Consider the following 13,357-nt stretch of genomic DNA (forward strand, 5'->3'; position numbering starts at 1 on the left):
GATGACAGCCACCGTGCCGTCCGAGCGCAGGATGGCGAACGACATCGCCCGGAACCTCGGACACCTGCCGGGGGAGCGGGCGGCCGAGGAGATCGCGGGGCACATCGGCAGGTTCTGGGACCCGCGCATGCGCAACCGGCTCTACGAGTTCGTCGATACCGGAGCGGAGGGGCTTGACCCGCTGGTAGTCGCCGCCGTGAAGCTCATGCGCTGAACGACTGCGCCTGCGACCGCTGTAGGGGACGTGCAGCGGTCGCAGGCGCGCTTGCGTCGGGCGTCCGAGACGCTCCTTGCGTCAGCCGCCGATCGCGGACATCGGACGCTCGGGCTGGACGAAGGACGCGTCGTCGAGACCGGCGCCCGCCTTCTTGCCCCACATCGCGGTACGCCAGAGTCCGGCGATGTCCTGGTCGGAGGCTCCGGAGCGCAGGGCCGTGCGCAGGTCGGACTCCTCGCGGGCGAACAGACAGTCGCGGACCTGCCCGTCGGCGGTGAGCCGGGTGCGGTCGCAGGCGCGGCAGAACGGCCGGGTGACCGAGGCGATCACCCCGACCCGCGCGGGTCCGCCGTCGACCAGCCAGCGCTCGGCGGGCGCGGAGCCGCGCACCGCATCGGGCGTGAGAGCGAAACGGGCACCGAGCCTTTCGAGGATCTCCGCGGCTGTGACCATGTCGCCGCGCTGCCAGCCGTGTTGGGCGTCCAGCGGCATCTGCTCGATGAAGCGGAGTTCGTAGTCGTGCCGCAGCGCCCAGTCGAGCAGGTCGGGGGCCTCGTCGTCGTTGACGCCGCGCATGAGGACCGAGTTGACCTTGACCGGGAGGAGTCCGGTGGCGCGGGCCGCGTCGAGGCCGGCGATGACGTCGTGGTGCCGGTCGCGGCGGGTGAGTATGCGGAAGACCTCGGGGCGCAGGGTGTCGAGGGAGACGTTGACCCGGTCGAGCCCGGCGGCGCGCAGCGCCTCGGCGGTACGGGCCAGTCCGATGCCGTTGGTGGTCAGCGAGAGTCGGGGGCGCGGGGCGAGGGCGGCACACCGCTCGACGATGCCCACCAGACCGGGGCGGAGCAACGGCTCGCCCCCGGTGAAGCGCACCTCGGTGACGCCCAGTTCGGTGACCGCGACGGAGACCAGCCGTACGACCTCGTCGTCGGTGAGCAGCTCCGGTTTCGCCAGCCACCGCAGACCTTCTTCCGGCATACAGTACGTGCACCGGAGATTGCACCGGTCGGTCAGTGAGACCCGCAGATCGCGGGCGATCCGGCCGTGGGTGTCGATCAGCACGACTACCTCCCTGTACATATCCCAAATACTGCATACAGTATGGGGCTATGTGGAGCGGCCTCGGGCAGAGAGGAGTCGTTCATGCTGTTCCGGCAGCTCGAATATTTCGTGGCGGTGGCAAGGGAACGGCACTTCGCCCGGGCGGCGGAGTCCTGCTACGTTTCCCAGCCCGCGCTTTCGGCGGCGATAGCGAAGCTGGAGCGGGAGCTGAACGTCACGCTGATCAACCGGGGGCACAGCTACCAGGGCCTCACCCCGGAGGGCGAGCGGCTCGTCGTATGGGCCAAGCGGATCCTCGCCGAACAGGACGCGTTCAAGGCCGAGGTGGCCGCCGTGCAGTCCGGCATCACCGGGACGCTGCGGCTCGGGACGGACCCCACGGCCTCCACGACCCTGGCGCTTCCCGTGGCCGCGTTCTGCGCGGCCCACCCGCTTGCCAAGGTCCAGGTGCGTTCCCGGCTGTCGACGAAGGAACTCCACCGGCAGCTGCGCGACTACGAACTGGACGTGGCGATCGCCCACTTCGACCCGGGCGACCAGGAGGGCCTGCAGGTCGTCCCCCTGTACCAGGAGAGATACATGCTGCTGGTCTCGGACGACCAGCTGGCAGCCCAGTCCGCCACTGTGACGTGGGCGGACGCGGTCCAGCTGCCGCTCGCCATGCTGACCCCCGACATGCGGATCCGCCAGATCGTCGACACCGTGTTCGCGGAGAAGGGGTTCGTGGTGACCCCCCAGGTGGAGACGGACTCCATCGCCTCCCTCTACGCGCACGTGGGCGGCGGGGGGTGGGCCAGCATCGTGCCGCACACCTGGCTGCGCGCGATGCCTGTGATCGGCCGGACGCGTGCGCTGCCCCTGGTCGACCCGGAGGCCGGCGCCCAGGTCTCGGTGGCGATCCACGCGGCGACCCCCGGCTCGATCGCCGCCCGGGCCTTCGTCAACGCGGCGACGGGCCTGTCCCTGGACGCCTTCTTCAGCGGGCCACTCCCGGCCGAGCACCGCGTGCGCTGAGTGCCTGCCCCGGCCGAGCAGCGCGCGCCGAACCCCCGGTAAGCCGCCCCTGTCACGGCGCGTACCGGGCCTGGACGGCCTTCCGGTCAAGACCCCCCTTGGCGGTGTACGGCAGCGCGGCGACCAGCTCGAGCCGGTCGGGCACCTCGAACGCGGCCAGCCGGTCACGGCAGTACCGCAGGATCTCCTCGGCCTCGACGCTCTCGCCCTCGCGCACCACCACGGCGGCGCCCACCCGCTGCCCGTACACCGGATCGGGCACGGCGAACACGGCCGCCTCGGCGACTCCCGGACATCCCGCGAGGATGTCCTCGACGTGCTCGGGCGAGATCTTCTCGCCGCCGCGGTTGATGAGGTTGTTGATCCGCCCGGTCAGCGACAGATATCCGTCCTCGTCCAGCGCGCCCAGGTCACCCGTGCGCAGCCACCCGTCGACAAAGGTGGACGACGTCCCCTCCCGGTCGCCGAGATAGCCCCGGGCGACGGTGGGACCGTGCACCCACACCTCGCCCTCGACGTCCACCGGACACGCACGCCCGCTCCGGTCGACGACCCGCACCTCGACCCCGGTCGGCCGGCCCACCAACCCGTGCTTCAACAACCCCCGCCCGGTCAGCGGTTCACTGGTCGCCTGGTGCGAGGACTCGGTCATCCCGTACGCGGACAGCAGCGGCGCGCCGAACGTGCGCTCCAGTGCCCGCTGGGTCGCCGTGTTGAGTGGCGCGCTGCTGCTGCGGACGAACCTCAGGGTCGGCGCCTGCGGACCCGGGTACTCCCGCTCCGAACGGTCCAGGAGAATCTCGTGGATGGCGGGGGCCGCGGTGAACCAGGTGGCGGACACGACGCGCATGTCGTCCCAGAACGTGCCGGCCGAGAACCGCCCCCGCTCGGGCAGCAGGACACAGCCTCCGCTGGCCAGGGACGCCAGCAGCGCCGCGAACAGCCCATGACCGTGGAAGAACGGCATCACCGCGACCGTCGCGTCATCGGGCCCCAACTCATAGGTGGCGCAGATGGCTTGGACGGACGCGGCCACGTTGGTGTGGGTCAGCGGGACCATCTTCGCCCGTTCGCTGGTCCCGGCGGTGAACAGGACAAGGGCGTCCTGCCCCGACAACTCGCCGGACGCACCCCGGACGTGGGGCGCGGCAGGTGCACCGGGGGCGAGTTCGACCTCCGCCGTGCCGGCCCGGGAGACGTTGACCCGCACAGGCCACGCCGGGACGGGAAGCGGGACTGCTGCCGCAGCCGGTCCCAGCAGGGCAGCCCGCGCACCCAACGCCTCCAGCCGCGCGGAGAGTTGAGACTCGGGCAGCCCGGGATCCAGCGGAGCGGCCACCAGACCGGCCCGCGCCGCACCGAGCAGCGCGACGGCGAACTCGGCGGTGTTGGCACCGACCAGGCCGACCGCGTCACCGCGGCGCAACCCGGTGCCGGCGAGACGGGCGGCCACGTCGTCGGCCGCGGCACCGAGGGCCCGGTACGACAGGTGCACCCGGTCCCCGGTGACGACCAGGGCCCGGGCGTACGGGCGTTCCCGCACCTGCCGGTCCAGGAGATCGACGAGGCCCGTGACCGTCGGAGGCCGGTACCCGTCCGCATCGCGCACGGATGCCGCGGTCGGAACGGCCATGACCTCACCCCCTCGTGCCATGTCCGATGAAACGTCCTCTGCGAGCCTGCGGTGGCCTGCGGTGCGCGTCCAATACGCACTGGCGAACGGTCGATAGCAGCCGTCTATCAAGGGAGTTGGCGACGCCTCCACCAGCAGTCGATAGATGCTGTTTATCGGCTGGTCGCCGATGGGTCTTGGACGCGGGCGGGCGCGCTGCGGATGGTGAGAGGAGTAGCCGCTCCGGCAGGACCTGCCCAAGGAGGACCTCGGACCATGACCGCCCCCTCGCCACTGGAGACCGCGGCAGCAGCCGACGTTCCGACCGAGCTCACCGACGGGTATCACCTGGTCGTCGACGCGCTCAAGATGAACGACGTCGACACCATCTACGGCGTGGTCGGCATCCCGATCACCGACCTGGCCCGTCTCGCCCAGGCCCAGGGCATCCGCTACATAGGCTTCCGTCACGAGAGCAACGCCGGGCACGCGGCGGCCATCGCCGGCTACCTCAACAAGAAGCCGGGCGTGGCCCTGACGGTGTCGGCACCGGGCTTCCTCAACGGCCTGGTCGCGCTGGCGAACGCGACCACCAACTGCTTCCCCATGGTCCAGATCTCCGGCTCCAGCGAGCGCCACCTCGTCGACCTCAAGCAGGGCGACTACGAGGAGATGGACCAGCTCGCCGCCGCGCAGCCCTTCGTGAAGGCCGCCTACCGGGTCAGTCGCGTCGAGGACATCGGCCGCGGCATCGCCCGCGCCCTGCGCACCGCGATCTCCGGGCGCCCCGGCGGTGTCTACCTCGACATCCCCGCCGCGGTGCTCGGCGCCATCATGCCCAAGGCGGAGGGCGACAGGACGCTGAGCCGCCTCGTCGACCCCGCCCCGCGCCAGCTGCCCGCGCCGGAGGCCGTGGACCGGGCGATCGAGCTCCTGGCCTCCGCCGAGCGCCCGCTGGTGGTGCTCGGCAAGGGCGCCGCGTATGCCCAGGCGGACGCCAAGGTACGGGAGTTCATCGAGTCCACCGGCATCCCGTACGTACCGATGTCGATGGCGAAGGGCCTGCTGCCCGACGACCACCCGCAGTCGGCGGCCACCGCCCGTTCCCTGGCGCTGAAGAAGGCCGACGTGGTGATGCTCGTCGGTGCCCGCCTCAACTGGCTGCTGGGCCATGGCCAGACGGGGTGGAACCCCGACGCCAAGTTCATCCAGATCGACATCGACCCCAAGGAGATGGACAGCAACCAGCCCATCTCCGCCCCGCTCGTCGGTGACATCGAATCGGTGCTCGACGCGCTCGCCGAACGCACCAAGCCAGGCCAGATCCAGGCCCCTTCGGCCTGGCGGGACGAGCTCGGGGAGCGCTCGGCGCAGAACGTCGCCAAGATGGCCAAGCGCCTCGAGGCCGACCCGCACCCCATGCAGTTCATGGGCGCCCTGAAAGCCGTACGCAACGTCGTGCACCAGCACCCGGAGACGTACATCGTCAACGAGGGCGCCAACGCCCTGGACATCGCGCGCAACGTCATCGACATGCATGTCCCGCGTCACCGTCTCGACAGCGGCACCTGGGGCGTCATGGGCATCGGCATGGGCTACGCCATCGCCGCCGCCGTCGAGAGCGGCGCTCCGGTCGTGGCCATCGAGGGCGACAGCGCCTTCGGGTTCAGCGGCATCGAGATCGAGACGATCTGCCGCTACAAGCTCCCCGTGGTCACCGTGATCATGAACAACGGCGGTGTGTACCGCGGCGACGACACCAACCCGTACGACGACGCCCCGTCGCCCACCACCCTCATGTCGGCGGCCCGCCACGACCTGCTGATCGAGGCGTTCGGCGGCAAGGGCTACCGCGCCACCACGCCCGCCGAGGTCACCGCCGCCCTCACCGAGGCCCTCGCCTCGGGCGGGCCGGCGCTCATCGACTGCGTGATCGACCCCTCGGCCGGCACCGAGAGCGGCCACATCTCCCACCTCAACCCCAAGGGAATCACCGTCGGCAACATCACGCCGGCGAAGAAGTGACGACCCCTGTTCCTCGAACTCCCGCTCCGTACACGTACGTTCACGAAAAGGAAGCTGACATGAGTGAAAAGCCGCTCGCCGGAATCAAGGTGATCGACTTCACCGGGGTCCAGGCCGGTCCCGCCTGCACGCAGATGCTCGCCTGGTTCGGCGCCGACGTCCTGAAGGTGGAGCGCCCCAACGGCGGCGACGTCACCCGCAAGCAGCTGCGGGACATCGAGGACCTCGACGCGCTGTACTTCACGATGCTCAACAGCAACAAGCGCTCCCTCGCCATCAACACCAAGACCGCCGAGGGCAAGGAGGTCCTGGAGAAGCTCATCACGGAGGCCGACGTCCTGGTGGAGAACTTCGCCCCGGGCGCCCTGGACCGCATGGGCTTCTCCTGGGAGCGCATCCAGGAGCTCAACCCGCGCCTGATCTTCGGCTCGGTCAAGGGCTTCAACGACCAGTCGTCCTGGAACGACCTCAAGGTCTACGAGAACGTCGCCCAGTGCGCGGGCGGCGCCGCCTCCACCACCGGCTTCTGGGACGGCCCGCCGACCATCTCCGGCGCGGCCATCGGTGACACCAACACCGGTATGCACCTGGCGATCGGCATCCTCACCGCGATCATCGACCGCAACAAGACCGGCAAGGGCCAGAAGGTGTCCGTCTCCATGCAGGACGCCGTGCTCAACCTCTGCCGTGTCAAGCTGCGCGACCAGCAGCGCCTGGAGCGGGTCGGCCACCTGGAGGAGTACCCGCAGTACCCGAACGGCGAGTTCACCGACGTGGTACCGCGCGGCGGCAACGCCGGCGGCGGCGGCCAGCCCGGCTGGGTGCTCAAGTGCAAGGGCTGGGAGAACGACCCGAACGCGTACATCTACTTCACCCTCCAGGAGCAGAACTGGAAGCGCACCGCCGAGGCGATCGGCCACCCCGAGTGGGCCGAGGACCCGGAGTACGCCACCGCGCGCGCCCGGCAGTCGCACATCTTCGAGATCTTCGCGGAGATCGAGAAGTGGCTCGCGGACAAGACCAAGTACGAGGCGGTGAACATCCTGCGTGAGTGGGAGGTGCCCTGCGCCCCGGTGATGAGCATGAAGGAGATCGCCTACGACGAGGACCTGCGCAAGAGCGGCACCGTCGTCGAGGTCGAGCAGAAGGGCCGGGGCACGTACCTGACCGTCGGCAGCCCGGTGAAGTTCTCCTCCTTCAAGCCGGAGGTCGCCGGAGCCCCGCTGCTTGGCGAGCACAGTTCCGAGGTCCTGGTCGAACTGGGCTACGACGAGGAGACCATCGGTCGGCTGAAGGAGAGCGGCGTCATCGTCTGACGCGCCGGCAACACGGAAGCGGTCGTGGCCTTCGGGCCACGACCGCTTCCGTGTGTCCGGGGACTGTCCGGCGGGTCTCAGACCGTCGCCTCGGCCCGCCGCCGCATCAGCTCCCGCTCCCGCTCGCGCCGCGCGGTGACGTCCCGGATGACCGCCCCGACATACGTGCTGCCGTCGGGGGACGGCAGCAGCACCACGCTGAACTCGATGGACAGCTTGCGGCCGTCCGCCGCCAGCGCGGGAACGTTCAGCAGGTCCGCCTCGCCGTACTTGGTGGACCCCCGGTCCATGGCCTCCTGGAAACCGTCCCAGTGCCGCTTCCTGTGCCTCTCGGGGATGATGACGTCCAGACTGCGACCGTCCACGTCGCCCGCCGGGAACCCGAAGATGCGCTCCGCACCCTGGTTCCAATAGCGGATCAGTCCTTCGCTGTCGATGATCACTATGCCGTCGGGCGCCTGGGCGGCCATTCCCAGCACCACCTCGGGATTCAGATCTTCCATGTCGCCTCCGAGTCGGGGCCATTGGATGCTGAACGTATACGGAGCGACAGTATACAGAGCGATGGTGGACTGTATACAGGATCCAGGAAGCCGTTCTCCGTGCGGATTCATGTGCACTCAGGCACGACTTCCGACACGGCTTCCGACGCGATTTCCGATATGGCTTCCGGCACGACTGAGGCGGGGCCTCCGCGGCGCAGGGGGCGCTCCCCGCCGCTGGAGACCCCGCCGTCGTGTCGCGGGGAACCCGGTCAGCCCTGGGTGGCCGCGGCCCATAGGGCTATGCGGTCCTGTCCCGCGTACACGTTCATCATCATGCGGCGGTCCGGAGTGCGAGGAGGTCGCTGATGGCGTGGACGGTGCGGAGGGTGGGGACGTCGACGCCGGTGATGTCGGCGAGTTCGACGACGGCGGAGAGGAGGACGTCGAGTTCGAGGGGTTTGCCGCGCTCGAGGTCTTGGAGGGTGGAGGTGCGGTGGTCGCCGACGCGTTCGGCGCCGGCGAGGCGGCGCTCGATCGAGATGCCGATCTGGCAGCCCAATGCTTCGGCGACGGTGAGGGTTTCGCCCATCATGGTTTCGATGACTTTGCGGGTGCCGCCGTGGTGGCACATCTGGCGCATGGTGGCGCGGGCGAGGGCGCTGATGGGGTTGAAGCTGATGTTGCCCAGGAGTTTGAGCCAGATGTCGTTGCGCAGGTCCGGCTCGACCGGGCATTTCAGGCCGCCGGCCTGCATGGCCTGGCTGAAGGCCTGACAGCGTGGCGAGATCGACCGGTCGGGTTCGCCGATGGAGAACCGGGTGCCTTCCAGGTGCCGCACCACACCCGGACCGTCCAACTCCGTCGCGGCGTACACCACGCACCCGATGGCGCGCTGCGGGGCGAGTACCGCGCTGACCGCGCCGGCGGGGTCGACACTCTCGACACGGTGGCCGTCGTGTGGTCCGCCGTGCTGGTGGAAGTACCACCAGGGGATGCCGTTCTGCGCGGCGATCACTGCCGTGGTGTCGTGGAGCAGGGGTTCGATGAGCGGCCCGCACGCCGCGTACGAGTTGGCTTTGAGTCCGAGGAAGACGTAGTCGACAGGGCCGATGTCGGCCGGGTTGTCGGTGGCGTGGGCGTGGGCGGTGAAGTCGCCGCGGGGGCTGATCACTTGCACGCCGTGGCGCCTCATGGCCGCCAAATGCGGTCCACGGGCGATGAGGTGGACGTCGGCGCCTGCGCGGTGCAGGGCGGCGCCGACGTAGGCGCCGATGGCTCCGGCGCCGAGGACTGCGACTTTCACTGTGTGGCGCTCCGTTCGGTCGAGGGTGTACCGCGGAACTGTTGAAACTCGGTCGAACTCTGTCGACGAAATATTGTCTACAGGATGGAAGTGGTGGCAGCAAGGGTTTGGGGACCGCACCCGGACGGCCACTCGTGCCGCGTGCGGCGCCTGGAGCGTTCGCCCTTCGCGCTTGTGAGCTGCTCGTACGTGCCTCCCCGCGCCCCACCGCGACGAGCCCGACTCCCCTGTGTCCAGGGGATGTGCGCCGTAGACTGTAGGCGAAAGCCAATTCATACTTGGCTCTCGTATACAGCGACGTCGCTGGCGAGGAGGGGGCGCGATGTTGTCCACGACAGGACTGCCGCAGGGTGCGGTGCCCAGGCTCGAACGCCCCGGCCCGCTGCGCGACCGTGTCTTCGAGGCGCTGCTCGAACTCATCATCACGCGCGCCCTGCAGCCCGGGCAGCACATGGTCGAGAGCGAACTCGCCGGCCACCTCGGCGTCTCGCGGCAGCCGGTGCGCGAGGCGCTGCAGCGGCTGAACACCGAGGGGTGGGTCGATCTGCGGCCCGCGCAGGGGGCGTTCGTGCACGAGCCCACCGAGGAGGAGGCCGACCAACTCCTCACCGTGCGCACGTTGTTGGAGGCCGAGGCCGCCCGGCTCGCCGCGGCCAACGCGGGTGCCGCCGCCGTCACCGTGCTCGAGGAGATGTGCGCGGAGGGCGAGTGCGCGGTGGCCGCCGACGACGTGGACGCCGCGGTCGCGATGAACGCCCGGCTCCACGCGAAGATCATGGAACTCGCGGGCAACGCGGTTCTCGCGGAGCTGGCCGCGCAGGTCGACCGCCGGGTCCGCTGGTACTACACACCGGTCGCCCGGCAGCGGGGCACCCAGTCCTGGATCGAGCACCGTGAGCTGATCGCGGCCATCGCGGCCCGCGACGAGCAGCGCGCCACGGCGGTCATGCGGACCCACACGGAGCACACGCGGAAGATGTACCACGAGCGGGAGAAGTAGGGGCCCGGCTACCGTGTCGGCTCGGCCCTCTCCCGCCCCGCAGTCGCGTTGCGACCGGGCCGTGTGTAACCGACTGGTTGCTCGCGGTGAGACCTAGGGATGACTCCTGCCGCCTGGCCGGGACCGCTGTCCGGGGCACGAATATGCAGGTGAAAGGCACCCCGAAATCTTGGTATTGTTGTCCGTGCCGCCGCGGGGAACAGCCCCCGTAAGGCGACAGACACCTGGTCCGGGTGGCGGAATGGCAGACGCGCTAGCTTGAGGTGCTAGTGCCCTTTATCGGGCGTGGGGGTTCAAGTCCCCCCTCGGACACAGACCGTATCCCCAACTTGTGCGGGTCGAGGCGAGCCTCGGCCCGCACGAGCTGTTTTCCGGGGCCGTAGGTGAGCCGGAGGCCGAGGTTCTGGTAGACGTCGGCCTTGTCCTGTGGTTCGGCGCAGGACCCAGAAGGGCTGGTGCCGCCACAACACTCCCTCTGGGGCACAGCCCCGCAGTACGCGTGCTTCGTGGGCGCGGGCGTGACGACGCTCGTCACGCTGGGCGCTCTGGCCGGAGTCCCCGCGGCCCGCCGCCGGCCGCAGAGCGAGTGACGATGAGTCGTGGTCTTTCGCCCCGTCGGCGGTCTGGCGGAGGACGAGGCTGCGAATGGCTCGAACTGCTCACCATTGCTTCGTCCGGCCGGCGATTGCCTGGTGTCTCTCGGGGAAAGCAGGCTTTCGAGGGCAGGAAGTTCCTGTGCCGGGGGGTTGGGGTCGCCGATGTGGGGGCGTAGGCGCCGCGTGCAGGGCGAGGAGTCCGGCTCGGATGCGGGTGCACTGTGCGAGCGGGCACGTGTCGCCGCCGGCGAGGGGGCGCTGGATCTGGCGATCGAGTTGCTGGGGCGGGCGGCCCTGCTGCGCCCCGGGCAGGCGGCGATCCACAGGGAACTCGGGTCGGTCTTCCAGCGTGCCGGGCGCATTGAGGCCGCGCGTTGTGCCTATGGCCGGGCCGTCGAGTTGGATGCGAGCGATCGTGCGGCCCGGCAGGCGCTCCAGGCGCTGCCGCCGCTGCCCCCACGGCGGGTCAATTTCGCCGTCGGCCAGCGACTGGAGGGCAGCCGGGCGTCGAACACCGGCGACATCAACCGCTACGTCGTGGAGGCCGTGCGCAGCGGGGGATTCGGAGTCGTCTACATCGTCCGGGACACCGACGAGGGGGTGTATGCCGTCAAGTCGTTCGACGCCCGCCTGCTGTGGAGCGACGACGACCGCGTGCGCTTCCTGCGGGAAGGCGCCACCTGGGTCAGCCTCGATGAGCATCCGCACATCGTCACCGCCTTGTGGGCGGAGACCATCGAGGGCTTTCCCTGCTTGGTGATGGAATACGTCGACGGCGGCGATCTCGGCGACCGCCTGTACACGGGACCGCTCAGCCCGCGCCAGGCCATCCGTTTTGGCCTGCACCTGTGCGACGGCATGGCTCACGCCTGGCGCCAACTGGGCCTGGTCCACCGGGATCTCAAGCCGTCCAACTGCATGGTGACCGAGGACGGCATCCTGAAGGTCACCGACTTCGGGCTCGCCCACACGCTGCGCACGGCGCGGGAGGCGACGCTGGGGCTGACCGCCGCCCCGGCCTCTGCCCGCGCCATCTACACCACCGTCGCCGGAACGCCGGCTTACATGGCGCCCGAGCAGTTCAGACCCGGCGCCGAACTCGGCGCGTGGACCGACGTCTACGCCTTCGGCGTGATGCTCTTCGAGATGCTGACCACCCAGCTGCCGCCACCGGGCGGGCATGCGCAGCGTCACATCGGCCGCTCCCCGACAGCCCGGGCGATCCCGGCCCCGCTCACGAAGGTCATTCTCCGCTGCGTCGACCCGGACCCCGCTCGGCGTCCCGCATCCTTCGCCGAGGCACGCGAGTTGCTCGACCACGCGCATCAGCGGATCGTCGGCCGTCGTGCCTCCGCCTCCCCGACCGCGCGTGGCACGGACGTCACCACCTGGCTCAACCGGAGCATCGCGTTCCGTGAACTGGAGCAGCCGGAGAAGGCCCTGGCAGCGGCGGAGTCCGGACTCGCCATGACGCCCAGCGGTGACGACGTCGAGGACAGCAAGCTCTGGCAGGTCCGCGGGCTCGCGCTCGTCGCCCTCGGCCGGCGTGTTGACGCCCTCGCCTCCTACGACCGTGGCCTGGAACTGAACGCGCGGGAACCGAGCCTGTGGGTCAGCAAGGGCGGGGCACTGAGCGAACTCGGCCGCCACGAGGAGGCGCTGCCCTGTCTCGACCGCTGTCTGGAACTCGCACCGAACCTCGGCGCTGCCTGGCGGAACAAGGGGAACTCGCTGGGCAAACTCGGCCGCTACGAGGAGGCGGACGCGGCGTTCGAGCGGGCTGCCGAGCTACTGCCGAACGACGCCGAACTCTTCTCCACCTGGTCCATGATCCTGACCCGGCAGCAGCGGTTCACCGAGGCCCTCGCACGTGCGGATCGATCTTTGGAGATCGCGCCTCGCTGGTTCAACGGATGGCTCGCACGCGGGCTCGCCCACAATCAACTCCAGGAGTTCGACCAAGCGCTCCACTGCTTCGACCGCGTGCTGGAAATCCGCCCCGACGACCGGGTCACGTGGTGGCACAAGTCCCGCACGTTGGCGGACCTGGGCCGCTATGAGGAGGCGGACGCGGCGTACCGGCACACTGCGACACTGTGGCCGGGCGACGCCAACCTGCTCAATAGCTGGGGCGTCATGCTTCGGGAGTGGGGCAGGTACCGCGAAGCACTGGAGCGTACGGACCAGGCCCTCGCAATCGAGCCGGAATCACCATTGATCTGGGCGAACCGGGCGCGCGTACAGCACCACCTCGGGCGCCACGATGACGCCGTCACGGACTGCGAGCACGCACTTTCCCTCGCCCCGGAACACCCGTACGCCCGCGAGATCCGCGACTGGCTGGCATCGTCCGGGAAATGAGAGGTCATGAGGCGCCCGGCACCGCTCTCACCGCGAAGTCGCCGCGGCCCTGCGGCATTTGTGCCGGACAGGCCACGCGGTCGCGCCCCTGCCGGAGGAGAAAGGTGCGGCGGTTGGCTGAGGAGGGGACGGTTTCGGTCCCGTCGTTCTGGCGGAGTACTACAGCGCCGAGTACGACCTGCTCCTGGGCGCGCTGATGGGACTGTGCCTGCCGGCCCGCAGGTGCGAACCGTGCTCGCTACGCGGCCACCGCGTCGAGGATGCTGAACCCGCCCGCGCCCGAGGTGACGCCCGCCGACTTCAAGTCCGCCTGCCGGAGCAGCTGTTCGAACTCCGCTGCCGTGCGCTGCCGGGTTCGTTGAGCGT

General features: G+C 69.7%; 11 protein-coding genes and 1 tRNA gene. 8 read left to right on the forward strand and 4 right to left on the reverse strand.

The genetic code is table 11. The features are described from left to right. Nucleotide 1: 1 nt before the first annotated feature. A complete protein-coding gene (locus QQY66_RS42005) occupies nt 2-214 on the forward strand; it encodes a formate dehydrogenase subunit delta (RefSeq protein ID WP_301985666.1) in 213 nt (70 codons plus the stop codon). An 81-nt stretch (nt 215-295) separates the two neighbouring features. Here QQY66_RS42005 and moaA read toward each other — a convergent pair whose 3' ends face one another. After that, the gene (gene moaA / locus QQY66_RS42010) at nt 296-1,279 is read right to left on the reverse strand and encodes a GTP 3',8-cyclase MoaA (RefSeq protein ID WP_301985667.1); all 984 of its coding nucleotides are present in this window, start codon (nt 1,277-1,279) and stop codon (nt 296-298) included. A gap of 81 nt (nt 1,280-1,360) precedes the next feature. On the opposite strand from moaA, the gene QQY66_RS42015 reads away from it, so the two are divergent. Further along, entirely contained in the window at nt 1,361-2,293 is a 933-nt protein-coding gene (locus QQY66_RS42015) for a LysR family transcriptional regulator (RefSeq protein ID WP_301985669.1), read from the forward strand. A gap of 52 nt (nt 2,294-2,345) precedes the next feature. On the opposite strand, the gene QQY66_RS42020 is transcribed toward QQY66_RS42015, so the two are convergent. After that, complete coding sequence (locus tag QQY66_RS42020; RefSeq protein WP_301985670.1) at nt 2,346-3,926, reverse strand: FadD7 family fatty acid--CoA ligase; 1,581 nt, start codon at nt 3,924-3,926, stop codon at nt 2,346-2,348. Nucleotides 3,927-4,181: 255 nt separating this feature from the next. Here QQY66_RS42020 and oxc point away from each other — a divergent pair, with 255 nt between their 5' ends. Further along, nucleotides 4,182-5,930 carry an oxalyl-CoA decarboxylase gene (gene oxc / locus QQY66_RS42025; protein WP_301985671.1) on the forward strand — a complete coding sequence of 583 codons (1,749 nt, stop codon included), beginning with the start codon at nt 4,182-4,184 and terminating at the stop codon, nt 5,928-5,930. Between the two features lie 59 nt (nt 5,931-5,989). Beyond that, complete coding sequence (frc, locus tag QQY66_RS42030) at nt 5,990-7,246, forward strand: formyl-CoA transferase (protein ID WP_301985672.1); 1,257 nt, start codon at nt 5,990-5,992, stop codon at nt 7,244-7,246. A 77-nt stretch (nt 7,247-7,323) separates the two neighbouring features. Here the strand turns inward: frc and QQY66_RS42035 are convergent, their stop codons facing one another. Both QQY66_RS42035 and QQY66_RS42040 read right to left on the reverse strand, forming a co-directional pair. Next, nucleotides 7,324-7,749: a PAS domain S-box protein gene (locus QQY66_RS42035; RefSeq protein WP_301985673.1), complete on the reverse strand. Its 426-nt coding sequence runs from the start codon at nt 7,747-7,749 to the stop codon at nt 7,324-7,326. Nucleotides 7,750-8,062: 313 nt separating this feature from the next. Next, nucleotides 8,063-9,034 carry a 2-dehydropantoate 2-reductase gene (locus QQY66_RS42040; RefSeq protein ID WP_301985674.1) on the reverse strand — a complete coding sequence of 324 codons (972 nt, stop codon included), beginning with the start codon at nt 9,032-9,034 and terminating at the stop codon, nt 8,063-8,065. 322 nt (nt 9,035-9,356) lie between these two features. Between QQY66_RS42040 and QQY66_RS42045 the strand changes: the two genes are divergently transcribed. The 4 genes from QQY66_RS42045 to QQY66_RS42060 all read left to right on the forward strand — a co-directional run bounded on the left by QQY66_RS42045 (nt 9,357) and on the right by QQY66_RS42060 (nt 12,991). Next, on the forward strand, nt 9,357-10,034 hold the full coding sequence (locus QQY66_RS42045; protein WP_301985675.1) for a GntR family transcriptional regulator: 678 nt from the start codon (nt 9,357-9,359) through the stop codon (nt 10,032-10,034). A gap of 227 nt (nt 10,035-10,261) precedes the next feature. Beyond that, nucleotides 10,262-10,346, forward strand: a tRNA-Leu gene (locus tag QQY66_RS42050). Nucleotides 10,347-10,489: 143 nt separating this feature from the next. Further along, a complete protein-coding gene (locus tag QQY66_RS42055) occupies nt 10,490-10,624 on the forward strand; it encodes a hypothetical protein (RefSeq protein ID WP_301985676.1) in 135 nt (44 codons plus the stop codon). Between the two features lie 168 nt (nt 10,625-10,792). Beyond that, entirely contained in the window at nt 10,793-12,991 is a 2,199-nt protein-coding gene (locus tag QQY66_RS42060; RefSeq protein WP_301985677.1) for a tetratricopeptide repeat protein, read from the forward strand. The last annotated feature ends 366 nt before the right edge of the window (nt 12,992-13,357 follow it).

Source organism: Streptomyces sp. DG2A-72, assembly GCF_030499575.1.
In the GTDB taxonomy this organism is placed as follows: domain Bacteria; phylum Actinomycetota; class Actinomycetes; order Streptomycetales; family Streptomycetaceae; genus Streptomyces.